This window comes from Kordiimonas lipolytica (assembly GCF_001550065.1).
In genome coordinates this window covers 256431-282898 of the sequence record NZ_LRUB01000036.1, presented here as the reverse complement: position 1 = coordinate 282898, position 26468 = coordinate 256431, and the positions used below count along the sequence as shown (strand labels likewise).

Genomic DNA, 26468 nt, shown 5'->3' with positions numbered 1-26468 from the left:
TCGCTCCTGCCAAACGGGGTTTTCGTGACGCACCTCACTGAACTGACCTGGAAACCCGAAGGCCGCCAAACAGTTTTTATCCTTCTGGGGTTTGGACGCGGGCGGATCACCGATGTGAACAGAAAAGTGAAAAAAATCCGACGAGGCCAGGCAACCCCTGCAAAAAGCCCTGCCGGGCAATTGCTCGACAGGGCCTCAGGGGAACTCGGAACTTTGATATCCGGTGGCGCACCAGCCGGTTGTTTCTTCTCATGCGGGCGACAACTTCACGAAGACCCGTGCGCCACACCGGGCTTAGGAAACGCCCTGACCAGCCTTCAGCGCTGTCACAAGAGACATCATTGTGCTGGCCGTGTCGCTGTTGGCGATCTTGGAAGTGCCCACAGCGCCAGCCATCGTATCGATGCTGTAAATCTGGATAACACCCTGGTTGGTGGATGCCTGGGCCGCTACTGCCAGCTGCTGCTGGGACCCAACTGCGTTTTCATACAGGATGCCTGTGGAGTGTGCCAGGGACTGGAAGATGGAACCCATCGCCATGGCTGGTGCATCACCGAGCACCTTGACGTTCGCTTGGGTTACTGCGTCAGTAATTTGGCCGTTCACGGGGGTTGGCATAGCCATAGTTTCTCTCCTTCGAGTTGCTCTCTTTTTTCTGACTTCATTCGGTTCAGCAAGCCGCCGCCTTGCTTACCTAATGGACGCGATGGCGCCTGGTTTGTGATCCAAAAAATCGATCTCGGGACAAAAAATAAAGAAAATCAAATCCGCATAAAAATGGGGCTGCGCAGCGGCCGAAGCCCGCGCAACCCCAGTTTTCTTGGCACAACCAGATTATGCAGTCTGGCCGGCCTTCAGTGCCATCACCAGCGACATCATCGTGTCTGCCGTGTCGCTGTTGGCGATTTTGTTGGTCGCAACCGCACCAGCCATCGTGTCGATGCTGTAAATCTGGATCACGCCCTGGTTGGTCGCAGCCTGCGATGCGATCGCCAGTTGCTGCTGGGACCCAACAGCATTCTCATAAAGAATACCGGTGGAGTGAGCCAGCGACTGGAAGATCGAGCCCATCGCCATTGCTGGCGCATCACCAAGCACTTTGACGTTAGCCTGGGTAACAGCGTCAGTAATTTGACCGTTTACGGGGGTTGGCATAGCCATATCGAGTTCTCCTTGTGAGCCTATATACCAAGTGAGCTTGCGCATCTGGCTTTCATATCAGCCACGCGGCACTCGCGGTAACGACGCAAAGCCGCCGTGTTTGTGAGGTTTGAAACGAAAAAAAACAGGAAAAATCAGGTGCGCCTTACGCGACCGGAAAAGAGGAAGCGCCATGCACGGAACCACTGCTGCCTGGGGGAAAGGCTGGTTGGGTTCGGTCCGCGCATGGCGCTTGATGGGGGACGCATCCGAGTATCGAGGCAAAGTGTTGGCGCCCCCTGTGGGCAGCTTTTATGGCAGCGTGAAGCCCTATGCCGTCTGGCCGGCTTTCAGGGCCATTACCAGTGACATCATGGTGCCTGCAGTGTCGCTGTTGGCGATTTTCGAGGTTCCCACCGCACCAGCCATCGTGTCGACGCTATATATCTGGATAACACCCTGGTTCGTCGCGGCCTGCGCGGCGATTGCCAGTTGCTGCTGGCTGCCTACTGCATTTTCATAAAGGATGCCCGTTGAGTGCGCGGCCGACTGGAAAATCGAGCCCATCGCCATTGCCGGCGCGTCGCCCAGCACTTTCACATTGGACTGCGTGACTGCATCGGTAATCTGATCGTTTACGAGTGTTGGATACGCCATGACCTGTCTCCTGACCTGATCCTTGTTACGCGCCTTGGCAGCGTACCATCCGCTTGCCGACATCGCTTTCAGGCTTTAGACGCCGCACGTAAAATTTTGTGACATGGCGTGTTTGTTTTTTCTCAATGAGGGCATTAGCGGTTCGCATCGGGCCAAAACGAAAACTGGCGACGCAATGCGCCGCCAGTGGTTCTCAAGTCTCAAACCCAGTGCCTATGACCTTCCAAGATAAGAAAAGGAGCCCGCCTACCGCCAAGGCGGGGGAAGGTTAGCTGACGCTTTCGACACCTTTGAGCGCTGTCATCAGAGACATCATGGTCTCAGACGTGTCGCTGTTGGCGATCTTGGCCGCGGCGGTCGCACCGGCCATGGTATTAACGCTGTAGATCTGGATCACACCCTGGTTGGCAGCAGACTGAGCGGCGATCGCCAGTTGCTGTTGGGCGCCTACACTGTTTTCAAACAGGATTCCCGTCGAATGGCCAAGCGATTGATACATCGCCCCCATCCCCATCGCAGGCGAACTGCCCAATACTTCCACATTTGCCTGTGACACTGAATCTGTGATTTGGCTGTTCACCGCGGTTGGCATTGCCATGTCTTTTCTCCTTCAAAAACTAAATTGGGGTGAGACCAGGCACCCCGGCAGGGGCACGAATACGTCTCCCGCATACGACGACCCAACCTCAGGTTTGTGAGAAAATAAAAATGATGCCAAGCTTTTAGCTGGTGTTGCGTGCCTTTGAGGCCCGCATGCATGACCAAAAGACTATTCTATGAAAAGGGGGCCTCGTCCGCCAACCATAAACCCCCTTGCCATTACCCGCTTTTAGTGGGCTTCTGTTTTCGGAACCACGATGGGTTTAGGCTTCAGATGGACTGTTTCCATCAGCACCGCCATCGCGTTTTCGGCAGCTGTGCCACCATAGGCATAGATATCAACAATGCCCGCTTTGGTTGCTCCTTCAGCCACGCTATCGAGCTTCTTCATCAAGTGCTCGGACTGGCTGTAGACAGTTGACATATCGAGGGTGTTCCCCGCGGCCATAACCAGCTTCCATTCCGCAATCACTGTAAGGATGCGGTCAGCAAGCGTTGGTTTTTCATGCGCCTTGATGTCATTCAAAAGCGCCTGAATGAGCTCTATAACCACATAGAGCGCTTCCTGGCCAGCTTTGCCCTCCCCGTCACCGGAGGCGGACTTGACTGTACCCACAAGACTGGACAAAAGCTTGGCGATTTCCTGTGACAGGGCATCGACATGGTCTTCTGGCTGGTCTTGTGGTTCCCCGGATGGGGTTTGGTTGGCAGACTTTTTATCAACCATAGAATATTCTCCTATTGATATTGATAATACACTTATAGCACGTCTTTCAGCCCTTTTCGGCAAAAAACCGTGATTTCACTTCCCAATTCCGCCGCCGCTGCGTCTTAGGTCAAATCACCCAGCGAAAGGAGGCCACCATGGCAGACAGCGAAAGCCCAAGCCCCGAGGATATCGCGAAAATGATCGATGAAGGCCTCAAGGGCACCGCGGAAGTCGAGGCCGCCATTCAGAAAAGCATTGTCGATTTCGTCGAGGCAGCGGACGCCGAGATCCAGAAACTGCTGAAGCAGAATGTGGTGCCGCCCGATGTCACCATGGACATGAAAAAGCTGCAGCAGACCATGATCGACAAGACGATTGAGATCATCAAGAGCAACACACCGCCCACGGGATCCGACACCGGTTCGGATAGCGGCGGCAGCTAGATCTTCCAAATTTCTTTTTCACAGAGGGGCTGCTCTTCCGTCCAGACGATCGGAGAGCGGCCTTTGTTTCATGGCGGGTCAACTACGGGGCTCCGCTATTTCCGTCACTGGTCGCGACTATTTACGCAGGCAATCCCCCCGTTTGCCGTCAATCAGGAAGCAACGCCATGAATGAACGCGAGACAGTTGAAATTGAGGAAGACCTGACAGTCGTCGTCACTTCCTCGGGCAGTTCCAACACCGATGCCAACAATGACGGCTCTTCAAGTGCAGGCTGCAATTCCTATTGGGACGATCCGGGCTATTACCGGGATGCCGAAGCGGTTGAGGCGCAAGCACGTGCGGAGGAAGAGCAAGTCCTGAATTATAGCTGCTATGTGGAACGTCAGAATTTGTCGTATCTGGCTGTCCAGGCCGAAGCAGAGCGCCTTCAGGAAGAAACCCTTGCCTATCAGGCCAGCTTGATGCGGGCCGACCACGCAGACTGCGAGAGCGACAGAGCTGCCGAAGCCGTGGCCGAGGAAGCCACCCGCGAACAGGAAAATGTGCGCCGCTTTGAAGAAAATGTCCGTCGCTATGAAGAAGACGTTGAGCTCTATTCCCGTGCTCTTGAAGAACAGGAAGCCCGCGCCGCTGCGCAAGCGGAAGGAGCAGTGAAAGCGGAAGAAGAAGCCGTCCGGGAAGAAGAAAAAGAGGTCCGCAAAGAGGAAGAAGAAGTCCTGAAAGAAGCCGAAGAGACCGCCACAGCCTCTGTCCGAACGGCAGAGCTTTCGCCCCGGTCATCCACGGGCACAAGCTCAAAGGAGGGGGCAGGCAAAAAGGCCAGAGCCAGCAAAGCGGCCCCGAAGAAGAAAAGCTAACTCTGCGCCCCGGGCCATGGGGCGCAAGCGGAGGCAATCATGACCAAAGCAACCAGCAAGAAAACAGCCAAAACATCCGCGTCCGGCAAGGGCGCGGCCAGGAAAAAGAGCGCGCCAGACACGGCAGCACCGGAAGCTGCACCAGAAGCAGCAGCGGAGGTGGCGGAAGCAACCACAGCAACCACAACAACCACAGCAACCGGGGCATCACCCGCGCAGACAGCACCTGCTTCAGCGCCCCAGCAGGGCGCGCAGCCGGGAACCCAGACAGTGGCGCCCCCGCAAACGCAGGCCGCCCCGCAGCCAACAGTGAATGCGGTGCCTGAACAACCAGCGCCTCAGGCTGCTCCGCAAGCCGCGGCTCCGCAGGCAGCACCCCAAACGCCCCCGCATATGCCCCCGCAGGCTGCGCCCATCCCGGACCCAAGCATGACAGCCGCACCACCACAACATCAGGTGCCGCATGTGGAACCACCTTCCGTCACACCGGATACATCAGCCCAGACCAACGTGGTCAATCAGGCCATGGATGTCATCGCGGCGTCGGACACGCAGCAGAATTCAATCCGGCGGGCATTCGAGCTTCAACGGGCCACCATCGCCCACGGTGTGAAAGAGCGCCGCGACGCGGCCACCCAGGAAATGGCCGCCACCAAGGCCGCCTACGAACAGCAGAAAGGAAACTACCCCATGAACCAGCAGGGACAGATGGCGTATGGCGCAGCCCCACAGGGCCAGCAAGGCATGCCGGGCCAACCTGGCATGCCGGGCCAACCGAGTATGCCGGGGCAGCAGTTATCCACCAATCAGATTCTGGCGCAGGAGTTTGCCGAAACCATCCGAACCATGATTGCCCAGGAGGTTGACCGACAACTGAAGGTGCTCCTGTCCACTTATACCGCCAGCCAGAACGGCCCGGCGCAGGAACAGCAAGCGCAGGCCCAGGCACAGGCCCCGGCACAGGCGGCACCGCCTCAGCAGCAGGCGCAATAACAACCACATGGTCCGGCGGCACGGTTGCCGGACCACCGCTTTGCAGGCAAGAAAAGCGCGGTAAATTGCGGCGCTGGCGGGTATGCCGACACAATCTTGCTCATTCGTGCTTTGTTCCCCACAATCCAGCTGTAACCCGCACTTTTCCTTCAAATTTTAGGTAAATTTTCTTTAACCAAATCGTATTTTCAGGTAAACAGCAGCCAGTTTCGAGTTTTTAAAGGTTGCGCCACCATGGCTGGCATTTCAATTTTGAGGGACCTTGTGTCCGGCGGCTCCGCAGGTGCGCCGAGCGCTGGCGTTCTTTATGAGGATAACGCCGAGGCCATAATCCGCCAGTCGGAGCTGGCGGCCCTTTACCAGTTCTGGATAGATAAGAAATCAAGCCTGGGGAAACTTCCCTGCCGCGGGGACTTCAGCCCCCTTGAGCTGACCCGCCTGCTGCCTCATATCGCGTTGGTGGATGTTGACACCAAAGGCCACAGCCCTGAGTTCACGTTCCGCCTGTGCGGCACCCAGATCGCCGAAGACAGCGGCGTGGACCTGACGGGCAAAACCTGGAGCCAATTCCCCAATTCAGACGACGTGATCAAGCGGGCCGTCACGCTCACCCATAACCTGCAGCCCTATTATGCCACCAACATCCAGGCCAAATGGGCACCCAAAAACTTCCACCATTATTCCGTGCTGGCACTGCCGCTTTCCAAGGACGGCGATACGGTAGACATGATCCTGTATGGCATCATGTTCCACCCCTTTTCTTCCTGATCCTGCTTCCCGGCAATTAGCCCTCCCCCGCGCGCGGCATCCATGCCATAGTTCCCGGCACTGCAACAAACGGGGACATTCATGCGCCGGATAGCCATTTTCATTCTGACCATCAGCCTGTTCACCGCCAGCGCCTATTCTGAGGACGCCATGAAGCTTGTGATGCTGGGCACCGGTACACCGAACGCGGACCCGGCCCGGTCAGGACCTGCGCTTGCCGTCACCTTTGGGGGCAAAGCCTATCTGGTGGATGCGGGCCCGGGCGTTGTGCGCCGTGCCGCCGCAGCACAGCAAAAAGGCGTGCCGGAACTGGCGCAGCCGAACCTGGATCATGTGTTCATCACCCACCTGCATTCCGACCATACGCTTGGCCTGCCTGACCTTATGTTCACGCCCTGGGTGCTGGAGCGCGACCACGCGCTGACGCTATATGGCCCCACTGGCAGCGCAGATATGGTGGCACATCTGTCGAAAGCTTATGCGGTTGATGTGGCGATGCGGCTGAACGGGCTGGAGCCCGCCAACCCTGACGGCTTCAAGGTGACCGTGCATGAGATTGGCCAGAACAAGCTGCTTGTCGACACGCCATCGATCAAAATCAGCGCGATCCCGGTGCTACACGGCAGCTGGGATGAAGCTTACGGCTTCAAGTTCGAAGCGGGCGGAAAAACCATAGTGGTATCCGGCGATGCGCGCCCGAGCGGCCGCCTGCTGGAAGCCGCAAGGGGCGCAGACATTCTGGTGCATGAGGTCTATTCCGACGCGGGCTGGCGCCGGCGCGAGCCCGTCTGGCAGAAGTATCACAAAAGCTTCCACACATCGGCGTCTGAGCTGGCTGAACTCGCCGGCAAAGCCAAGCCCAAGCTTCTGGTGCTGACGCACCAGCTTTACTGGGGCACGTCAGACCCTGATCTGGTGCAGGAAATCCGCGACGCGGGATACAAAGGCGCGATCATTTCCGCCAGTGACCTGGACGTGTTCACGCCCTGAACCGCTCGTCATTCGCCGACTTGATCGGCGAATCCAGTGGTACACCCACGAGCGCGCAACATGGACTCACCGGTCAAGCCGGTGAGTGACGATTTGGGTCAGTCAGCCAGGTTGGGCCTGAGCCACCGGGCTGCCTGCTCGATATCCACGCCGCGGCGCTTCGCATAGTCCGCCAGTTGGTCTTCGCCAATCTTGCCCACACCGAAATAGTGCGCGTCCGGGTGCGCGAAATAATAGCCCGAAACAGCCGCTGTCGGCGTCATGGCGAAACTTTCGGTCAGTTCCACGCCGGTGGCGTTGGTTGCATCCAGCAGGCGGAACAGCTCTGGCTTTTCGCTATGGTCCGGGCACGCAGGGTAACCGGGCGCGGGGCGGATGGACGTGTAGCGCTCCTTGATGATTTCCTCATTCGTCAGGTCCTCATCAGCCGCAAAGCCCCAAAGCTCCGTGCGCACCAGCTCGTGCATCTTCTCGGCAAAGGCTTCCGCCAGCCGGTCGGCCAGCGCCTTCAGCATGATATCGCTATAGTCGTCGTGATTGGCCTGGAAGCGCGCGAGATGCGGCTCAATACCGTGGCCCGCCGTTACAACAAAGCCACCCATCCAGTCAGGCTTGGTGCCCTCGGGCGCAATGAAATCGGCCAGGCAGTCATTGGCGCGGCCTTCCCGCTTCTGGATTTGCTGACGGAGGAAATGCACGCGGCTGAGCTCTTCATTCCGGTTATCGCCGGTATAAAGCACCACGTCGTCACCATCTGCGTTCGCAGGCCAGAAACCCACCACGCCCTTCGCGGTCAGCCACTTTTCTTCAACGATGGTCTTCAGCATGGCCTCGGCGTCAGCGAGCAGGCTGCGCGCGCTTTCGCCCACCACGTCATCCTCCAGGATCGCGGGATATGTGCCCGCCAGTTCCCAGGTGCGGAAGAAGGGTGTCCAGTCGATGCGCTCGATGAGGTCCTCAAGCGGGAAATCGTCGAACACACGCGTGCCCGTAAAGCTTGGGCGCACCGGGGTGAAGGCGTCAAAATCAGGCGTTGCCTTGTTCTTGCGCGCGTCCTCAAGCCCCACCAGGCGGTCCGATTTCGGCTTCGCCAGGCGCTTGCGCACGATCTCGTCATACTCCGCCTTGGTTTTCTCGACAAAGGCCGCCTTGCCGTCTTCGCTGACCAGTTGGCTGGCCACACCCACCGCGCGGGACGCGTCCAGCACGTGGGTTACAGGGCCGTCATACTCAGGCGCGATCTTCACCGCCGTGTGTACGCGGCTGGTTGTGGCACCGCCGATCAGCAGCGGCATATCAAACTTGGCGCGCTTCATCTCGGACGCCACGGTCACCATCTCGTCAAGGCTTGGCGTGATCAGGCCGGAAAGGCCAATCATGTCGGCGTCATGATCATTCGCCGCCTTCAGGATATCCGCCCACGGCACCATCACGCCAAGGTCGATCACCTCGAAATTGTTACACTGCAGCACCACGCCGACGATATTCTTGCCAATGTCGTGCACGTCACCCTTCACGGTCGCCATCACGATGCGGCCTTTGGCCTTACTGCCCTCTTCCTTTTCGGCCTCGATAAACGGCTGAAGGTAGGCCACTGACTGTTTCATCACGCGCGCGGATTTCACCACTTGCGGCAGGAACATTTCGCCCGCACCGAAAAGGTCACCCACCACATTCATGCCGTCCATCAACGGGCCTTCAATCACCTGGATCGGGCGGTCAAACTGCTGTCGGGCTTCTTCTGTGTCTTCCTCAATATAATCGGCAATGCCCTTCACCAGCGCGTGCTCAAGCCGCTTTGCAACCGGCTGTTCGCGCCACGAAAGGTCCTCTACCCGCGCCTTGGCGCCCTGCCCTTTATAGTCGTCTGCGATTTCCAGAAGCCGCTCCGTGGCGTCCGGCCGGCGGTTGAGGATCACGTCCTCGACCCGCTCCCTGAGGTCATCCGGAATATCGGAATAAACCGTCAGCTGGCCCGCGTTCACAATACCCATGTCCATCCCCGCCTTGATGGCGTGATAGAGGAACACGCTGTGCATGGCCTCGCGCACCGGGTTATTGCCCCGGAACGAGAAGGACACGTTCGACACACCGCCGGAAACCTTGGCGTGCGGCAGGTTTTTCTTGATCAGGCGAGTGGCTTCAATGAAGTCCACGCCGTAGTTATCATGCTCTTCAATCCCGGTCGCCACCGCGAAAATGTTGGGGTCGAAGATGATGTCTTCCGGCGGGAAGCCCACTTCGTTCACCAGGATGTCGTAGGACTTTTTGCAGATCTCATACTTGCGGTCGATGCTGTCGGCCTGGCCTTTTTCGTCAAACGCCATTACAACCACGGCGGCGCCATAACGCATAATCCGTTTCGCTTGCGCAACGAATGGCTCTTTGCCTTCCTTCATGCTGATGGAATTCACCACCGCCTTACCCTGAACACACTTGAGGCCGGTCTCGATCACACTCCATTTGGAGCTGTCGATCATCACCGGCACGCGGGCGATATCAGGCTCTGCTGCAATCAGCTTCAGGAAGGTTTCCATGGCCTCTTCGGCGTCCAGCATGGCGTCATCGAAATTGATGTCGATGATCTGCGCACCGCCTTCCACCTGGTGGCGGGCGATGGAGACAGCTTCTTCATAGTTACCTTCAAAAATCAGCTTCTTGAATTTGGCGGAACCGGCGACGTTTGTGCGTTCGCCGACATTGATGAACTGGGCCGTTGGTTTACTCATGATACTTACTCAGCCGCGTTGATGATTGAAATTGGGTCGATGCCGGAAAGCCGCATGGCAGGCGCAATGGTCGGCACTTTGCGGGGCGGAATGCCCGCGACCGCGTCGGCGATGGCCCTGATATGCTCTGGCGTGGTGCCGCAGCAGCCACCCACGATATTGAGGAGGCCCTCTTCCGCCCATGATTTCAGGTGCGCGCCAGTCACGTCCGGGCTTTCGTCATATTCGCCCATCTCGTTCGGCAGGCCCGCGTTCGGGTAAATGGCGACGCGCGTATCGGCAATGGCCGAAAGCGTCACGGCGTGCGGGCGCAGGTGCTCCGCGCCGAATGCGCAGTTGAGGCCGATGGTGAACGGCTTGGCGTGCTTCACCGAATACCAGAAGGCCTCGATGGTCTGGCCCGAAAGGTTCCGGCCCGACATATCGGTAACGGTGCAGGAAAGCATGATCGGCCGCTCTGTGCCGCGTTCCTCGAACACGTCCTGCGTGGCGAAAATCGCCGCCTTGGCGTTCAGCGTGTCGAACACTGTTTCAATCAGGATGATATCCACGCCGCCGTCCATCAGGCCTTCAACTTGCGTTTTATAGGCTTTGACCACGTCGTCGAAATTCACTTCGCGGAAGCCAGGGTTGTTCACGTCCGGCGACACAGAAAGCGTCTTGTTGGTAGGGCCCACAGAGCCCGCGACAAAACGCGGCTTGTCGGGCGTCTTCTCGGTCCACTCATCCGCAACCCGGCGGGCAAGCTTGGCGCCCTCAAGGTTAATTTCATAAGCGAACTCCTGCATGTCATAGTCCGCCATGGAAATGGTGGTACCATTGAAGGTGTTGGTTTCAATGATATCCGCACCGGCCTCAAGGAAGGCAGCGTGGATGCCCGCGATCACGTCCGGGTTTGTCAGCACCAGAAGGTCATTATTGCCCTTCAGGTCCGACGGCCAGTCCTTGAAGCGTTCACCGCGATAGTCGGCTTCCTGAAGCTTGTGCTTCTGGATCATGGTGCCCATGGCACCGTCCATCACCAGGATGCGCTCGTTTGCGAGTTTCTCAAGAAGTGCTGTCCGGTCTGTCATAACCCTAACCCTCCTGTCCGGCGCGAATACCCAGCATATGGCAAATCGCGTACGTCAGTTCCGCCCGGTTGAGCGTATAGAAATGGAAATCGCGGACACCGCCCGCATAAAGCCTGCGCACCATCTCGCCGGCGACCGTCGCAGCCACCAGTTGGCGCGTCTGCGGCCGGTCATCAAGCCCATCAAACAGGTCCCCCAGCCACTTGGGCACGCTGGCGCCCGCAGTTTTGGCAAAATTCTTCAGCGTTGTATAGTTGGTCACGGGCAAAATGCCCGGCACGATCGGCACATTGATGCCGTATGAATCGCAGTGATCCAGGAAGCGGAAATACTGGTCGGGTTCGAAAAAGAACTGGGTGATGGCCCGGTTCGCGCCCGCGTCCACTTTGCGCTTCAGGTTATCAAGGTCCGCTGCCAGGCTTGGGCTGTCCGGGTGTTTTTCCGGGTATGCGCCAACAGAGATATCGAAATCGGCAATTTTCCGGATGCCTTCAACCAGCTCAGCCGCGTTTGCATAGCCGCCCGGGTGCGCCTCATAACGGCAGGTGCCCTCTGGTGGATCGCCCCGAAGCGCCACGATGGACCGCACACCGGCGTCGTAATAATCGCGCACGACTTCGTCGATCTCGGCCTTTGTCGCCCCAACGCACGTCAGGTGCGCGGCGGGCGCGAGGCTCGTTTCCTCAACCATCCGCTTCACCGTATTGTGGGTGCGCTCCCGCGTGCCGCCGCCCGCACCATAAGTGACGGAAACAAACTTCGGGTTCAGCTCTTCAAGCGTCTTGATGGAATTCCACAAGGTTTCTTCCATCTTTGGCGTCTTGGGCGGGAAGAATTCGAAAGAAACATTCACGTCACTCACCGCTTCTTCGAAAAGCGAATGCAGACCATGTGGATTATAACGCTGGGCCATTGCCCTACTCCTCAACTAACCTTCAGAAAAAGTCCTTCGGCTTCGCCTCTGGTACTTTTCCCAGTTTCTAAATTCGTCACCCTGAACTTGTTTCAGAGCCCATCATTTTAAACTTTGTCGAACCGCCAGATTGTTACTCGTAATTTACCGCCGTCCAGATGGCGGAGATCAGTTCGGCTCAGCCCTGCGCTTTCGCCCATGGCCGTGATTTCCTCGTCCGCGAAGCCAAGGCGCCTGTGCGCCTGCTCGTCGCGCAGATATTCTTCCGTGTGCGGCGCGAAATCCGCAATCAGGATGCTGCCACCTTTGCCAAGCGCCCGCGCAGCTTCGCGGATCGCCTTGGCCGGGTCATCGGCAAAGTGCAGCACCTGATGAAAAATGATCAGGTCCTGGCTGCCATCGTCTAGGCCCAGGTCATACATATCGCCCAGCCGTACCTGGCAGTTCTGCAGGCCCTTGTGGGCCAGGTTACCGCGCGCCACCGCCAGCATGTCTCGGGACACATCGATGCCCAGCGCCTGCTCAGCCTGCGCCGCAAACACATCCAGCATGCGCCCTGTACCTGTGCCGACATCCAGCAGCCGACCAACCTTGCCGCCACCCTGAACGTCCAGCAGCGCTTGCTCCACTTCCGCTTCCGCCACATAGAGCGACCGGATCTGGTCCCACTCCTCGGCGTGCGAACGAAAATAAGCCTGGGCGCGTTCGAACCGCTCAGTCCGGATGGCATCAAGTGCCTTCAGGTCCGCCTCAAGGCTGTCATCATCATCAGCCACAAGCGGCAGAAGCGCGTCATTGAGCCTTGCCCCGACACCCCGATCCGCCAGACGGTAGAACACCTGAGTGCCTTCCTGGAAGCGGTCAAGGATACCGGCCTCACCCATCAATTTCAGATGACGCGAGACACGGGGCTGGCTTTGATCTAGGATATGGACAAGCTCACCCACAGTCAGCTCGCCCCGCCCAAGAAGGGCCAGAATGCGAAGCCGGGTTGCTTCCCCGACGGCTCTAAGCGCTGCCAAAAGTTCATCCATGCCTTGCTTCCCTGTTGGAATATCCGGTGGCGTTTGCATGCAATATAAAGATTTCTTTATATTTGTAAAGGCGTGAAATTCTTACGCTTCGCGCGTCATTTTCTAAATCCGCTCCGCATTTTGTGACTGTATGCAAATGGATTTTTTAGGCTATAGACTTGAAGGACAGCCCGCGTGTTGCCACATTGCGGCGGTATTGCGCATAAAAGCGCGAAATTTTATAACAAATGGCCGCGCCAGAACGGCCCTTATGGAAACGCCTGAACGGAAACCCATATGACAGCTCGCAAGTTTATTGCCCTGGGCCTGCTGCTACTGACCGCTGCGTGTGCCTCAACGCCAGAGAACGGCCCCTCCGCCAGCGTAAGCGACCCGCTGGAGCCAATGAACCGCGCCATCTTCGCTTTCAATGAGGCAGCCGACAAAACGGTTATCAGTCCGGCGGTTGCTGTCTATAAGACCGTCGTACCCAAGCCGCCCCGCGACGGCATATCGAACGCGATGCGTAACTTGCGCGAGCCTTGGGTCTTTATCAACGATATCCTTCAGTTGAAGTTCAAGCGCGCGGGTAAGACGCTGAGCCGATTCGTCATCAACAGCACGATCGGGATCGCCGGCCTCTTTAAGGTATCAGACCGAATGGGCATTGAGTATCATAGCGAAGACTTCGGCCAGACCCTGGCGACCTGGGGCTTTGGAGACGGCCCCTATATCGTGCTGCCGTTCCTTGGCCCATCCAACCTTCGGGATACCACAGGTTTCGCCACCTATGTTTTCTATGATCCCACGGCAATGGCGCTTGATAAAAAAGGCAAGTTCTGGGACCTAAGCCTCGCACGTACCGCCGTCGACGCCTGGGACCTGCGTGTCCAGTATGACGATGTGCTGAAGGAGCTGTATCTGGAAGACGACCCCTATGTCTTTGCCCGCACTGTCTATTGGCAGAACCGCCGCTATGAAATTTATGACGGCGACCCACCGCCCCTTGAAGGCGAGGATGATTTCTTCGACGACCTTGAGGATGAGCTGGAAGAGGAAGACCCGCAGTAATCCCTTCTTGGCAACAGTCCATTCCCCAACCAACTTTCGGAAGCCCGCAGCCAAGTGGTAATACCCCCATATTTAGGGGGCTTCAAAAGTAGAAGCTTTATGCAGCCATGGGCATGCCCATGGCCAGTTTCTGTTTCGGCGTGATGCCGCCGAGCGCCATATTCGGCCGCTCGTTGTTATAAGTCCACATCCATTTTGTGGCAGCTTCCTGCACCTCCTCGATGGTTTCAAAGATATACTGGTTCAACCAATCGTACCTGACCGTCCTATTAAACCGTTCCACATAGGCATTCTGCTGTGGTTTACCTGGCTGGATAAACTGCAGGCCAATGCCATGCTTTTCAGCCCATGCTGCCAGTTGATGACCTACATATTCGGGGCCATTATCACAGCGAATGGCAAGCGGCTTGCCGCGCCATTCAATGATTTGATCAAGAGCCCTGATGACACGGCCTGCTGGCAGGGAGAAGTCGATCTCGATGCTCAGGGCTTCACGGTTGAAGTCATCAATCACATTGAAGGCCCGGAAGCTACGGCCATCACTGAGCTGATCATGCATAAAGTCCATGGACCAGATGTCATTGATCTGCTCAGGTTCCGCCAGAGGCTCAGGCTTCTCCCGGTACAGGCGCTTCTTCGGCTTGATCCGCAGATTGAGCTCCAGTTCCCTGTAAATGCGATAAACGCGCTTGTGGTTCCATTTGAAGCCCTTGACGTTACGCAGATACAGGAAACACATCTGGAAGCCCCAGTTTCGCTGGCGGCCCGTGATACCAATCAGCCAGTCCGCTATCTCGGCATTCTCGTCACAAAGCTTCGGTTCGTAGCGGTAACAGGTCTCGCTGATCGTAAAAGCACGGCAGGCTGCCCGAATACTCAGCCGCCCCTTGCAGACAGCAATTTTTGCCATCTCACGTCGGCGGGACGGCTTTACCACTTTTTTGCCATAGCTTCCTTGATGACATCATTCTGGAGCTGGACGTCAGCATACATCTTCTTCAGACGAGCGTTCTCGGCTTCCAATTCCTTCAGCCTAGCCATCATCGAGGTATCCATGCCGCCGTATTTTGCACGCCACTTGTAAAAGCTGGCGTTGCTCATGCCATGTTCCCGGCAAAGCTCAGGCACAGGCGCACCCGCCTCCGCCTGCTTCAGGATGCTGATGATCTGACTGTCGGAATAACGTGACTTCTTCATTCGTAAAATCTCCTCCGTGTTCATTACGAGAAAATTCTACTTTTGAGTACCGCTAAATATTGGGGGTATTACCAAGTGTTTGCGGGCTTTTTCGTGACTAAAGTAAAAAAATTCAAACTTTTGATGAGGTAAGTGTAATCTTTGGTTGTCCAAGTTCGTGTAGTTCCAACATTGCGAGTATCCGGGAGTTAAAACGCTTTAGAGGGGGAATAATCATGACAAAGAGACATTTTTCACGGGCTGCTGCCCTGCTTGCCGCCACACTTTCGCTCGCGCTTCCTCCCGCCCCCGCCGCAAAAGCACAAGTCACCCCGGACACAGCCATCGAAGCCTTCAAGGGCGACACGCCGGACTCGCCCATGTCGATCGACTATAAGGACCTGTCCGCGATCCTCAGCCAGACCGTTTGGGAAACCGGCCATTCTGACAGGTCAACCGCGGGCAAGACAGTGCCACGTACGGGTTCCCGTATCTCAACAGGCTCACGCGGCAGCACCAGAACCGAAGGCAACCGCATCGACTTCCATGCCTTCCTGGGTGACAACCTCGATGTGCTGGTGGCCCTCAGGCGCGACCTTGAGAAAGTCCCAAGCGCCGTACCACTCAACCAATTCAGCAGCAAGGAGCAGCTGGCTTACTGGCTCAATCTCTATAACCTCACGGTAATCAGCCAGATCGCCAAGGTCTTCCCTGAAACCAACCTGAAGAAACATTACCCGCAGCTCTGGGACGAAAAGGTGCTGACTGTCGCAGGCATTCCGCTGTCCTTGAACGACATCCACCACAAGATCCTGATCCCGAAATACCGCAATCCGCTGATCATGTATGGCCTGTTTCAGGGCTTCATTGGCGGGCCGAACATTCGCGACGAGGCCTATACCGGCGTGCGCGTATGGCATCAGCTTGAAGCCAACGCGCGCGAGTTCATCAACTCCAACCGGGGGGCGTTTGTTCGTGAACGCATCATCCGCACCTCCATGTTCTATGAGGTCAACGCCGCCCTGTTCCCTGATTTTGAAACCGATATGAAGGCCCACCTGCTGCGCTATGCGAAGCCGGTGTTCGCAGACAAACTGAAGGCGGCCTCAAGCCGCGTGGGCACCGACCAGCGCAATTGGTATATCGCCGACCTTTATGGCGGCAACCGCTCGCGCTCGTCCGCCAGCAGCAACCCGGCCGCCTTCCTGAACGCCTTCACCAACAGCGGTGCGGACTATAGCTTCGTGGGCGGCGAGTATGCTGGCGAAGCGGCGGTGGCGTCGGCCTGGGGCAACACGGCCATCACCCACAACCAGTCACTGACGCGCTTCCCGATCCATATGGTGGATATGGTCAAGAAAATTCATATGAAGAACCAGCGAAACCGAGAAGGCGAAGTCGAGGTTGAAGAAGTTTATGACGCGCCGGATGAACCAGCGCCGGATGAACCAGCGTCAGAGAACCAACCGGAACAATAAAAAAAGGGGCCGAAAGGCCCCTTTCCTGTATCTACTTGCACGCAGCGCCTAGCGCGTGAACTTGCGGTATTTGATACGGTGCGGCTGGGTGGCATCTGCCCCCAGGCGGCGCTTCTTGTCTTCTTCGTACATTTCGAAGTTGCCTTCGAACCATTCCACATGGCTGTCGCCTTCAAACGCCAGGATGTGCGTTGCGATCCGGTCAAGGAAGAAGCGGTCGTGGCTGATAACCACAGCACAGCCAGCGAAGTTCTCAAGGGCTTCTTCAAGCGCAGACAGGGTTTCGGTGTCAAGGTCGTTGGTCGGCTCATCGAGCAGCAATACGTTGCCGCCTTCCTTGAGCATCTTCGCCAGGTGCACGCGGTTCCGCTCACCACCCGACAGCAGGCCAACTTTCTTCTGTTGGTCGCCGCCCTTGAAGTTGAAGGCGCCAACATAAGCCCGGGTCGAAACTTCATGCTTGCCGAAATAGAACATGTCGTGCCCGCCGGAGATTTCCTCCCAGACGTTCTTGTTTGCGTCCAGCGCGTCGCGCGACTGATCCACATAGCCAAGCTGCACAGTGTCACCGATTTCAATGGTGCCAGCGTCAGGTTTTTCCTGACCGGTAATCAGCTTGAAGAGCGTGGTTTTACCCGCGCCGTTCGGGCCGATCACACCCACGATGCCGCCCGGTGGCAGGCTGAAGTCGAGGCCGTCAAACAGAAGCTTGTCGCCAAACGCCTTCGTGAGCCCCTTGGCTTCGATCACCTTGCCGCCCAGGCGGGCTGGTGGCTGGATCTTGATCTGCGCCGGGCCGGCCACACGCTCCTGCTGCTGCTCCAGCATTTCGTCATAGGCCTTGATCCGTGCCTTGGATTTCGCCTGACGCGCCTTTGGAGACTGCCTGATCCACTCAAGCTCATCATTCATGGCTTTCTGGCGGGCTTTATCAGCACGTTCTTCCTGCGCCATCCGCTTGGTCTTCATTTCAAGCCAGGCTGAATAGTTGCCCTCGAACGGAATGCCCTGGCCGCGGTCAAGCTCAAGCACCCAGCCCACCACGTTATCGAGGAAGTAGCGGTCGTGGGTCACGAGGATCACACAGCCCTTGTAGTTCTGCAGGAATTTTTCGAGCCAGGCGACGGTTTCGGCGTCAAGGTGGTTGGTCGGCTCATCGAGCAGCAGGATTTCAGGCTTTTCAAGCAGCAGCTTACAAAGCGCAACGCGGCGTTTCTCACCGCCCGAAAGCTTATCCACAGACCAATCGTTCGGCGGGCAGCAAAGCGCGTCCATCGCCACTTCGGCCTGAGACTGCAGGTCCCACGCGTCTGCGGCGTCGATCTGTTCCTGCAGCTCGCCCATACGGTTCAGGAGGTCCATATTCTCAGGGTCCATGCCGTAGTCGCCAGCCACCTGGTTGAACTCGTCCACCAGCGCCTGCGTGGAGGCCAGACCTTCCATCACGTTGCCCAGAACGTCCTTGTCTTCGTTCAGCTGCGGTTCCTGCGGCAGGTAACCCACACGAATGCCTTCTGCGGCCCAGGCCTCGCCACCGAATTCGGTGTCATAGCCCGCCATGATTTTCATCAGCGTCGATTTACCCGCACCGTTCTGGCCGATGATCGCGATTTTCGCGTCGGGCAGGAAGTTGAGGGAAATACCGTTCAGAACCTGCTTGCCACCAGGATACTGTTTGGTGAGCTTGTGCATCTGATAGACATATTGATAGGCAGCCATCGGGCTTTGATCCTTATTCTTATCTGAAAAAACTTTGCGCCTCAATTAACGCAGAATCGCCCGCGGGACAAGCGATGTGTGCAGCGTTGAAAACTCTACTCGTCACTCGTCGCCAATATGCCGGTTATCGGGGCGCATGATGAAGGAAAAGCCGTCGAAGCGAAATTCGGCCATGCCGTCCTCCACCGCATCGGGCGCAAGGTCCGTTGTCACCACTTTTTCAAACGCCGCCTGCACGCGGGCAAGCTCGCTTGGGTCCTCGACCGCCGTGTTGTGCGCCGGGAACAGCTTGGTCAGTGTTGGTGCGAGCGCCACAAGCCGGGCAATGGACGCACGGTAAGCCTTCAGGTCGGTCTGCGGCGCGAACAGCCAGATCGGACCATTGTAGTAAGTATCGCCAATCCACAGGTAGCCGGTCTCCCGCTCCAAAAGCGCTATGGCGTCGCTGGTGTGTCCCGGCAGTTGCAAAATCTCCAGCTTGCGCCCGCCAAGGTCAATCACGTCACCCTCTTTCACCGTGCCGGTGATGCTGTAGGGCTTGATCGCGTGGGTTTCTGCCGTTGCGCCCGATGGCGGGCTTTTGCACAAGGCCGGGCCTGAGAGCTCTTCGTGCACTGCCTCATTCGGCAGGCCATGTTCCATCTCGCGCGAGAAATCGGTGGAAACCGACAGAATGCGACCAAACTGGTGGTTGCCGCCCACATGGTCATAGTGTGAATGGCTGTTGATCACGGTAACGGGCTTGTCCGTCAGCCGGTCCACCACCGCCTTGATATCCTCAATACCATTGCCGGTATCGAAAAGGATCGCCCGGTTTTCGCCCTCGATCAGGTAGCTGATCACTTCTTGCCACTGGAAGGGTTCATAGATGGCTGTCACGCCGGGGGCGACCGTATAAAGTTCGAACCACCCGGTGCTCTCTGGTCGCTTTTCAAGCGCGCTATATGCTGGGCGCGGCAAGTCGGCACAGAAGCTCTCAATATCGGCCTGCGCATACACGCCCGACGACGCCGTTAGAGCTGACAGTATTAGCGCGGCAAAAGTATCCTTCATACCTCATCCTTTGAAAAATTGCTGAAATCCGGTAGCAACATGGCGGCCACGGCGCCAAACATCCAGAACAAGACCCCACTGATCGTGCCGAAAACAAACGCGAAGGATGATGTCGACAGTGGGAAATTGATATCAAATGACGCTGGGTCAAGTTGCAGCATCCGGCCAGCAGCCAGAGTGGCGGTAGGCACGGTCGCCCCAACCGCGCCCAGGAGAACACACCTGAGGAAAGTCAGCCGGCCACTGATGGCATACCGATAGGCGAAGGGCAGGACACAGAGACAGAATAGCGCGAAAATCGCTGCAAAGAGCTTGAGGCCAAAAGAAGCCCCAGTCACTTCAGGCTCCAAAAACCTCTCAAGGAATTGCTGCGCGCCGGTCAGGAACATCAGGAGTGGGGTACCTATTGCTAGAAGCCCCCGCACCATCAATACCGCCATCAGTCCAAACCTGATCCGGCTCACATCCTAACCCTCATCCCTAGGGAACATGCGGTAGGTGGGCAGGCCGTCGTCTGTCTTGGCCCATGGCTTGCGGCTGCGCACATAAACATGGCTTTCGGGGTGCAGGTCATCGGTTTCATTGATAAAGCCCGCATGCAAGTGGATTTCACCGGGCCATGCCTCACCCTCAAAGGAAACAGGGCTGCCACAGTCGCCGCAAAAGCGCCTTTTTACCCCAGGGCTGGATTTATAATGCTTGGCCTCGTCGCCCAGAAAATGCACCGCCGCGGCGTCAAACCCCACATAGGTGGCAAACGCCGCGCTGGTGGCCTTCTGGCAGGATGGGCAGTGACAGTGGCTGACCCACAGGGGCTTGCCCGCAATCTCTGCTTTCACTGCGCCACACAGGCAGCGCGCCGTATAGGTGGCCTCGCCCATCAATTGTCGTCCCCGCCAAAGAATTCATCATAGGAATGTTTCACCCGGTCGAACGAACGGGTCACGATATCCGTGTCTTTCACATGGTTCCAATAGGTATCCAGCTTCGGCCAGCGACCGTAGCCCTCAAGCCCAAACCGCACCTTGAGCGCCCCATACCAATAAAGATGCGAAATCAGCGCGGCGTCCGCCAGCGTCCAGCTATCGCCCACCGCGAACAGCCCTTCGCCCATATATTTCTCAAGATAGGTGAAAGCCGCCGGGATATCCTGCGTTTTGGCTTTTTCAACCTCGGCATCCGTGGCCTCGCCGCCGAAGGCCAGGCGGCCATAGGGGCGCACGGCTTCGGCATAGTAAAGGTCCAGAATGCGGGCGATCAGGCGCCCCTGCGTCGCCTGTTCGAAATCATGGGGTGTCAGGTCAGGGCCGTCGAGCACGCGGTCCAGATATTCCGCGATCACCTGGCCTTCGGTGATGCTGGTGCCGTCATCCTTGATCAGGAACGGAATCTTGCCCATGGGATGCAAGCTGAAATGCTCGTCAGACTTGAAGCCGCCGGGCACGCCCGCGAGTTCCACCTGGTCCAAAGCACCCTTCATATCAAGGGCGATCACCACCCGCTCGAAATAGGGTGAAACGCTGTGTCCACAAAGCTGCATCTTGTCCCCCTCGTACTACTTTCGGTCGTCACAAGGGGGCAAGCTTGAACCAGTTTCCGTATCTTTGCAACCGTCCTTTAGGCGCCCAGCTGATGCCGCGCCAGCATCAAAGCCACCCCCAGCATCACGGCTGTGATAACACCGTCCAGCACCCGCCATGTGATGGGCTTTTTAAAGAGTGGCGCGGCTTTCTTGGCACCATATCCGATGGCATAAAACCAGCTGGCGGACGCTACCACCGCGCCTATGAGGAACGCCAGCCGCGCAGCGTCTGTGGCGTATTTCACGCTGACACCACCGATCAGCACCATCGTGTCCACATAGGCCCAGGGGTTGAGCCAGGCAAATGCTATGGCATGCAATATGGCAACGCGCACGCCTTGCCCGGCCGCTGACCCTGCAGATGCCTCGATCCGGTCGTCGGTCACAACAACGGGCTTGATCGCGCCCTTCAGGCTTTTCACGGCAAACCACAACAGGAAGGCCACACCGCCCCAGCCAAGCCAGTAGGCGATGGTGGGATTGTCTGCAAACACGCGGCCCACGCCCATCACGCCAAGCGATATCATCGCCACATCAGAGATAAAGGTGGTGGTGGTCACAGCAAACACATGCCGGTGCCGCAAGCCTTGCCTGAGCACATAGAAATTCTGCGGCCCGATCGCGAGCAGCAGCCCGAATGAAACAAGAAATCCTTCTGCCAAGGCGGGCCACTGGTCGATCATGGGTGTATCCTCTGTCAGTAGGCAACCGTGTAGCGCCGCCCTTTATGAAGCCCTAGCTCAGCTTCATCAATCAGCGCAACGGCAAAATCCTCCATCGAAATCTGCGAGTTGCCTTCCTCGTCCGTCAGCATCTCGTCAAGGCCGCGACGGTACTGGCCTGTGCGCTCCCCCGGCACCAGCATGGCGGGCGGCGTTTGATAGGCCCAGTCATCTGCCTTCATGCTTTCAAACAGCTCATACTGCTCCTGGCACGCCTGCGCGATGGGCAGCAGGTGTTCCGGCAGGAAGCCCGGTTCCGTCAACACCGTTGTGTCCTTTCCCGGCAGCTTGAGGCTGGCCGCACCGCCCACCACCAACAGGCGCGCGCCCGCAGCCCTGGCCGCGAGGCAGATCGCCCGGGTCAATCCCGCCAGAAGCGCCTCCTGCCCCTCAGGCGGGCGCAGGGCGCTGATCACAAGGTCCTGCCCTTCCATCAGCGCAGCGGGAACACTGTCGGGGTGGATGTTCGCCACGCGGCAGGCAACCCCCAGCGGCAGCGTGGTGGACTGCCCGGCCCGCCGCACAACAGCTGTAACCGTGTGGCCGCGCGCCACGGCCTCAGAGACCGCGCGGCGACCAACGTCACCGGCAGCGCCAAATATCAAAATATTCATCATTTAAGTCCTTTTGTTTGGGGAGAGTTTGAATTGAAAGAGCATCCGCCCGGCATTTTGGCTGGCCCATACACTGACAAGTGTCAGCACCACGCCAGCCATCTGCTGGGCACCAAGGCTTTGATGCAGGAACACCCAGCCCAGAAGCACCGCCATCAGGGGACTGAGGAGCCCCAGCGACGACACGCGCGCGGGTTCAAGCCGCGCCACACCGTGGAACCAGAAAAGGAAGGTGATCGCCGCGCCCGGCACAGCAAGATAGGCAAGTGCCCAAATGCCGCCTGTGTCGATCACCGGCAGCGCGGGCGTAAAAAGAAGCGCCGCCACAAGAAGCTGAATGCCCCCAGCTGCCAGCTGCCATGCCGTGAAGGTGACGAGAGACACATCAGGCCGCCACCGCCGCGCCAGCACCGTGCCCAAGGCCATCGAAAATGCGCCACCGGCCGCCGCCAATACGCCAAGGCTGTCCCATCCGGCATCCGCCCCCAGCACCAGAAGGGCAATACCAGCAAAGCCCATCAGCGCCGCAAACACAGACACCGGCTGGATGCGTGCCCCCAAGGCCATGCGCGCAATGAAAATCACAAGAAGCGGCTGGATCGCCATGATCGTTGCCGCCACACCACCCGGCAAGCGGTAAGCAGCCAGGAACAGGAGCGCCCAGAAGGCCCCGATATTGAGCGCGCCAAGGATGAATATCCGCCCCCACCAGTCCCTGCTGGGTAGCCGCCGCACCAACAGAAGCAACAACAGCCCAGCCGGAAGGGCCCGCAAGGCAGCTGTCCACAAGGGGTTCACGCCCGCAAGGAATTCGGTGGCGACAATATAGCTGCTGCCCCAAATGAGGGGTGCCAGTGCGGTGATAGCCAGGGTTGCTCGCTCGTTCATGACTCAGCCTTGTTATTTATCTTGAAGTCAAGATAATATCAGAAATCTTGATTTCAAGATATTTCTGTGGGAAAAATTCCAGCCATGGATCATGTTGACAAAATCGTTGCCCAGTGGGCGAAGGAAAGACCCGACCTGGATACCGCGCCGATGGCGCTTCTGGGACGCCTGCTGCGCGCGTCTGCCCGCAGCTCTCAGGCAACCGGTAAAACCTTCGCGCGGTTCGGTCTGAATTCGGCGGCCTTCGATGTGCTGGCCACGCTCAGGCGCTCGGGCGCCCCCTACCGGCTGTCTCCCGGCGCGCTGATGGACATGACCATGGTGACTTCCGGCACCATGACGAACCGCATCGACCAGCTTGTGAAAGCGGGGCTGGTCGAGCGCATCAAGAACCCGGAAGACGGACGCGGCTTCCTGGTGGCGCTGACAGACAAGGGCTTCGACCTGATTGACGAGGCCGTTACCGCCCACACTGAGACGCAGGCCCGGCTGGCAAGCGCCCTGCCTGAGAAAGACCAAGTTGCCCTGACGGCGCTTCTTAAGAAGTTCCTGGCGGGCCTTGAGGAAAAGACAGACGCCGAATGAAGGCTTTGCTTGCTTTTTGGTGCGATTCGTGGTCTATAGCCCCAAACACACCGCGCGAAGATGGCGAAATCAAAAGAACAATCGCTGGCGGTCCCTGACTTGAGCAATTTTCCCTTAAAAGATCGTTGCCCTGTAAATCGGCCCGGGAAATCCCGCAGGCCCCAACTGCCCGGCAGCTGATCTTTGCAAGCTTCCCTATTTATTTTTTGACGGTGCGCCCAGCCGGGTTTGGCGCGATACCGTGGTATGTGAAAGCTTACACTTGAAAGAATTTAATACTCTCGGCCTTGCCGAGCCCATCCTTCGTGCCCTGACGGCGGAAGGTTACACCCATCCAACTCCAATCCAGGCTGGCGTTATCCCAGCCATGCTAGACGGCAAAGATATTGTCGGCATCGCACAGACAGGCACCGGTAAAACCGCCGCCTTCGTTCTGCCGCTCTTGCAGCGCGTTCATGAAATTCGCAAGATGCCGTACCCGAAAAGCTGCAAGGCACTCATCCTTGCGCCCACGCGCGAATTGGCCGCCCAGATCGAGGATGCCATCCGCACCTACAGCAAGTTCCTGAAAAGCAGCAGTGCTGTTATCGTGGGCGGCGCCAAGGCTGGCCCGCAAATCCGCGCCATGTCGCGCGGCGTGGACATTCTTGTGGCCACACCCGGCCGCCTTGAAGACCTCATGAGCACCGGCGCCGTGATGCTGGAACAGACAAGCACGGTTATCCTTGATGAAGCGGACCAGATGCTGGACCTTGGCTTCATGCCTGCCATCCGGCGGATCATGAACTCTCTGCCACGCAAGAAACAGACGGCGCTTCTGTCGGCAACCATGCCGAAGCAGATCCGCAGCCTGGCTGAAGATTTCCTCCACAATCCTGTGGAAGTATCGGTGGCGCCTGCATCAAAGCCGATCGAGCGCATTACCCAAACGCTGATCCATGTGGAAAAGGCCAACAAACGCCAGATTCTGGTGGACGTGATGAAGCGCGAGGATATCGACCGCGCGGTCGTCTTCTCCCGCACCAAGCACGGCGCCAACAAGCTGGCGCAGGTGCTGGTACAAAACGGTATCAAGGCCGACGCCATTCACGGCAACAAGAGCCAGAACCAGCGCGTACGCACACTGGACGCCTTCAAGAGCGGCGATGTGCCGATCCTTGTGGCAACCGATATTGCCGCTCGCGGCATTGACGTTGACGGCGTCTCGCACGTGTTCAACTTTGACCTGCCGAATGTGCCTGAAGTGTTCGTGCACCGTATCGGCCGCACGGCACGCGCCGGCGCAACCGGTGTCGCGATTTCCATCTGTGACGAAACCGAACGCGAGTTCCTGCGCGACATCCAGAAGCTGATTGGCTTCCAGATCGAGCTGGACGAGCTGAGCGCCGCTGAACTGGTGCCCGAGCAGGCACCAGAGAAACCGGGCGGCAGGCGCTCTGCTGGTGGACGCGGTCGCAGCAAACCGGCGGGCAACTCGGGGCGCGGTCGGTCGCGGAACAGGCGGGCAAAGCCTGAAGGCGCGAAAGCTGGCGAACAGCGCCCGCAGCAGCCGAAGCAGGCACCGGTGAAAGCTGATGCCAAACCAGCCGGTGAAAACCGCAAACGCCGCCCTCAAAAAGGCAAGGGCCGGAACGGCCAGAATGCGCAGGGCGGCAATGGCGGCAATGGCGGCCAGAGCAACCAGAACGGCCAAAACGGCAACCGCAGCAAAAGCAGCCACCGCAAGGGCGGCAATCAGGGCGGCGACAGCGCGGGCCTCAGCCGCATGCTCGGGAATATCGCGCGCTCTGAACGGTCCAGCGGTCGCCAGAGAAGCGCCTGATACAAGCACCAAATGCCAGACCAACCAGGTGGGGTTCTCCCCACCTGTGCCAAGGACAGGCGCCAATTCCGGCGGCTTCCGCAACCGGAAAGACACTCTATGACCAAATCTATCCCCATGGCGCTTTGTGCCGCCCTTGGACTTATGCTGGCGGTCGCCAGCCCAGCCACCGCGCAGGACGGCAAGGTCGACGTGCCGGAAAACGCCAGCCTGGACCGCTACGGCTCCGGCTGGTCCTGCAACAACGGTTACCAGCGCAACAAAAGCCAGTGTGACAAGCTGACAATCCCGGAAAATGCTTTCCCGACCGGCCGCAGCTATGGCTCAGGCTGGGCGTGCAAGCGCGGCTTCAGGGAACAGGACGGCGGCTGCCAAGCCATCGCCGTGCCCGAAAACGGCTTTCTGACCGCGTCCGGCAACGGCTGGGAATGCGCCCGTGGCTACCGCACCGAAGGCAACAGCTGCCGGAAAATCGCTCTGCCGGAAAACGCCTTCCTGACGGACGGGAAATATGGCAACGGCTGGTCGTGCGAGCGGGGCTTCCGCGAAGAGAACAATCGCTGTGAAGAAGTGATCATTCCGGCAAATGCCTATTTCGTGGAACAAAGCTATGGCTCGGGCTGGCGCTGCAACCGCGGCTTCGCCCTTACAGGCAACAGCTGCGTGAAAATCGCGGTCCCACAGAACGCCTATCTGGTTGAAAACGGCGACAGGTGGCGGTGCGACCGCGGCTTTTCGCAGTCAGGCAACCAGTGCCTTGCACTGACCCTGCCAGAGAACGCCCACATTGATTATTCCGGCAACGGCTGGGAATGCGACACGCCCTACAGGAAAAGCGGCCAACGCTGCGAACTGCCGGGCTAAGGGCAA

General features: G+C 58.1%; 28 protein-coding genes. 10 read left to right on the top strand and 18 right to left on the bottom strand.

Going from position 1 to position 26468, the window contains the following annotated elements; genetic code table 11:
* Window positions 1-294 precede the first annotated feature (294 nt).
* The 5 genes from KORM41_RS21070 to KORM41_RS21050 all read right to left on the bottom strand — a co-directional run bounded on the left by KORM41_RS21070 (window position 295) and on the right by KORM41_RS21050 (window position 3124).
* Window positions 295-624 carry a RebB family R body protein gene (locus KORM41_RS21070; protein WP_068153275.1) on the bottom strand — a complete coding sequence of 110 codons (330 nt, stop codon included), beginning with the start codon at window positions 622-624 and terminating at the stop codon, window positions 295-297.
* A gap of 210 nt (window positions 625-834) precedes the next feature.
* Window positions 835-1161 carry a RebB family R body protein gene (locus KORM41_RS21065; protein WP_068153272.1) on the bottom strand — a complete coding sequence of 109 codons (327 nt, stop codon included), beginning with the start codon at window positions 1159-1161 and terminating at the stop codon, window positions 835-837.
* 309 nt (window positions 1162-1470) lie between these two features.
* Complete coding sequence (locus KORM41_RS21060) at window positions 1471-1797, bottom strand: RebB family R body protein (RefSeq protein ID WP_068153269.1); 327 nt, start codon at window positions 1795-1797, stop codon at window positions 1471-1473.
* Between the two features lie 268 nt (window positions 1798-2065).
* Entirely contained in the window at window positions 2066-2395 is a 330-nt protein-coding gene (locus tag KORM41_RS21055) for a RebB family R body protein (RefSeq protein ID WP_068153267.1), read from the bottom strand.
* Window positions 2396-2626: 231 nt separating this feature from the next.
* A complete protein-coding gene (locus KORM41_RS21050) occupies window positions 2627-3124 on the bottom strand; it encodes a hypothetical protein (protein WP_068153265.1) in 498 nt (165 codons plus the stop codon).
* 137 nt (window positions 3125-3261) lie between these two features.
* Between KORM41_RS21050 and KORM41_RS21045 the strand changes: the two genes are divergently transcribed.
* The 5 genes from KORM41_RS21045 to KORM41_RS21025 all read left to right on the top strand — a co-directional run bounded on the left by KORM41_RS21045 (window position 3262) and on the right by KORM41_RS21025 (window position 7160).
* Window positions 3262-3549 (top strand): hypothetical protein, encoded by a 288-nt coding sequence (locus KORM41_RS21045; protein ID WP_068153262.1) that lies wholly within the window; start codon window positions 3262-3264, stop codon window positions 3547-3549.
* 167 nt (window positions 3550-3716) lie between these two features.
* Window positions 3717-4409 (top strand): hypothetical protein, encoded by a 693-nt coding sequence (locus tag KORM41_RS21040; RefSeq protein WP_068153259.1) that lies wholly within the window; start codon window positions 3717-3719, stop codon window positions 4407-4409.
* 39 nt (window positions 4410-4448) lie between these two features.
* The gene (locus KORM41_RS21035) at window positions 4449-5402 is read left to right on the top strand and encodes a hypothetical protein (RefSeq protein WP_068153257.1); all 954 of its coding nucleotides are present in this window, start codon (window positions 4449-4451) and stop codon (window positions 5400-5402) included.
* A 234-nt stretch (window positions 5403-5636) separates the two neighbouring features.
* On the top strand, window positions 5637-6170 hold the full coding sequence (locus KORM41_RS21030) for a PAS domain-containing protein (protein ID WP_068153253.1): 534 nt from the start codon (window positions 5637-5639) through the stop codon (window positions 6168-6170).
* An 81-nt stretch (window positions 6171-6251) separates the two neighbouring features.
* On the top strand, window positions 6252-7160 hold the full coding sequence (locus KORM41_RS21025) for an MBL fold metallo-hydrolase (protein WP_068153252.1): 909 nt from the start codon (window positions 6252-6254) through the stop codon (window positions 7158-7160).
* A gap of 98 nt (window positions 7161-7258) precedes the next feature.
* On the opposite strand, the gene metH is transcribed toward KORM41_RS21025, so the two are convergent.
* The 4 genes from metH to KORM41_RS21005 all read right to left on the bottom strand — a co-directional run bounded on the left by metH (window position 7259) and on the right by KORM41_RS21005 (window position 12909).
* Window positions 7259-9889, bottom strand: coding sequence for a methionine synthase (metH, locus tag KORM41_RS21020; protein WP_068153250.1), 2631 nt, complete (start codon window positions 9887-9889; stop codon window positions 7259-7261).
* A gap of 5 nt (window positions 9890-9894) precedes the next feature.
* Entirely contained in the window at window positions 9895-10962 is a 1068-nt protein-coding gene (locus KORM41_RS22310; RefSeq protein WP_068153249.1) for a homocysteine S-methyltransferase family protein, read from the bottom strand.
* 4 nt (window positions 10963-10966) lie between these two features.
* Complete coding sequence (gene metF / locus KORM41_RS21010; protein ID WP_068153248.1) at window positions 10967-11875, bottom strand: methylenetetrahydrofolate reductase; 909 nt, start codon at window positions 11873-11875, stop codon at window positions 10967-10969.
* 107 nt (window positions 11876-11982) lie between these two features.
* A complete protein-coding gene (locus KORM41_RS21005) occupies window positions 11983-12909 on the bottom strand; it encodes an ArsR/SmtB family transcription factor (RefSeq protein ID WP_068153247.1) in 927 nt (308 codons plus the stop codon).
* A 276-nt stretch (window positions 12910-13185) separates the two neighbouring features.
* On the opposite strand from KORM41_RS21005, the gene KORM41_RS21000 reads away from it, so the two are divergent.
* Entirely contained in the window at window positions 13186-13959 is a 774-nt protein-coding gene (locus KORM41_RS21000; RefSeq protein ID WP_068153245.1) for an MlaA family lipoprotein, read from the top strand.
* Between the two features lie 97 nt (window positions 13960-14056).
* Here KORM41_RS21000 and KORM41_RS20995 read toward each other — a convergent pair.
* Window positions 14057-15156, bottom strand: a protein-coding gene (locus tag KORM41_RS20995) for an IS3 family transposase (RefSeq protein ID WP_231727364.1) whose coding sequence is annotated in 2 segments (ribosomal slippage) — window positions 14057-14895 and window positions 14895-15156 — 1101 coding nt in all. Because the reading frame shifts where the segments join, the coding sequence is not laid out codon by codon here.
* A 215-nt stretch (window positions 15157-15371) separates the two neighbouring features.
* On the opposite strand from KORM41_RS20995, the gene KORM41_RS20985 reads away from it, so the two are divergent.
* Complete coding sequence (locus tag KORM41_RS20985; protein ID WP_068153241.1) at window positions 15372-16613, top strand: DUF547 domain-containing protein; 1242 nt, start codon at window positions 15372-15374, stop codon at window positions 16611-16613.
* A 48-nt stretch (window positions 16614-16661) separates the two neighbouring features.
* Here KORM41_RS20985 and ettA read toward each other — a convergent pair whose 3' ends face one another.
* The 8 genes from ettA to KORM41_RS20945 all read right to left on the bottom strand — a co-directional run bounded on the left by ettA (window position 16662) and on the right by KORM41_RS20945 (window position 23191).
* On the bottom strand, window positions 16662-18332 hold the full coding sequence (gene ettA / locus KORM41_RS20980; RefSeq protein ID WP_068153237.1) for an energy-dependent translational throttle protein EttA: 1671 nt from the start codon (window positions 18330-18332) through the stop codon (window positions 16662-16664).
* A gap of 102 nt (window positions 18333-18434) precedes the next feature.
* The gene (locus tag KORM41_RS20975; RefSeq protein WP_068153235.1) at window positions 18435-19385 is read right to left on the bottom strand and encodes an MBL fold metallo-hydrolase; all 951 of its coding nucleotides are present in this window, start codon (window positions 19383-19385) and stop codon (window positions 18435-18437) included.
* Window positions 19382-19849 carry a hypothetical protein gene (locus tag KORM41_RS20970; protein WP_156432085.1) on the bottom strand — a complete coding sequence of 156 codons (468 nt, stop codon included), beginning with the start codon at window positions 19847-19849 and terminating at the stop codon, window positions 19382-19384. Before KORM41_RS20970 ends, KORM41_RS20975 begins: the two co-directional genes overlap by 4 nt.
* A 3-nt stretch (window positions 19850-19852) precedes the next feature.
* Entirely contained in the window at window positions 19853-20266 is a 414-nt protein-coding gene (locus KORM41_RS20965; protein ID WP_068153230.1) for a GFA family protein, read from the bottom strand.
* Window positions 20266-20925 (bottom strand): glutathione S-transferase family protein, encoded by a 660-nt coding sequence (locus KORM41_RS20960; protein ID WP_068153228.1) that lies wholly within the window; start codon window positions 20923-20925, stop codon window positions 20266-20268. The genes KORM41_RS20965 and KORM41_RS20960 overlap by 1 nt, the downstream gene beginning before the upstream one ends.
* Before the next feature lie 77 nt (window positions 20926-21002).
* The gene (locus tag KORM41_RS20955) at window positions 21003-21650 is read right to left on the bottom strand and encodes a LysE/ArgO family amino acid transporter (RefSeq protein ID WP_068153226.1); all 648 of its coding nucleotides are present in this window, start codon (window positions 21648-21650) and stop codon (window positions 21003-21005) included.
* A 14-nt stretch (window positions 21651-21664) separates the two neighbouring features.
* Window positions 21665-22303 (bottom strand): NAD(P)-dependent oxidoreductase, encoded by a 639-nt coding sequence (locus KORM41_RS20950; RefSeq protein WP_068153518.1) that lies wholly within the window; start codon window positions 22301-22303, stop codon window positions 21665-21667.
* Window positions 22304-22306: 3 nt separating this feature from the next.
* The gene (locus KORM41_RS20945) at window positions 22307-23191 is read right to left on the bottom strand and encodes an EamA family transporter (RefSeq protein WP_068153224.1); all 885 of its coding nucleotides are present in this window, start codon (window positions 23189-23191) and stop codon (window positions 22307-22309) included.
* 84 nt (window positions 23192-23275) lie between these two features.
* Between KORM41_RS20945 and KORM41_RS20940 the strand changes: the two genes are divergently transcribed.
* From KORM41_RS20940 to KORM41_RS20930, 3 genes are all read left to right on the top strand, one after another.
* Window positions 23276-23776, top strand: coding sequence for a MarR family winged helix-turn-helix transcriptional regulator (locus KORM41_RS20940; protein WP_068153220.1), 501 nt, complete (start codon window positions 23276-23278; stop codon window positions 23774-23776).
* 262 nt (window positions 23777-24038) lie between these two features.
* The gene (locus tag KORM41_RS20935; RefSeq protein ID WP_068153216.1) at window positions 24039-25598 is read left to right on the top strand and encodes a DEAD/DEAH box helicase; all 1560 of its coding nucleotides are present in this window, start codon (window positions 24039-24041) and stop codon (window positions 25596-25598) included.
* Window positions 25599-25697: 99 nt separating this feature from the next.
* Window positions 25698-26462: a hypothetical protein gene (locus KORM41_RS20930; protein WP_068153213.1), complete on the top strand. Its 765-nt coding sequence runs from the start codon at window positions 25698-25700 to the stop codon at window positions 26460-26462.
* Window positions 26463-26468: the final 6 nt, after the last annotated feature.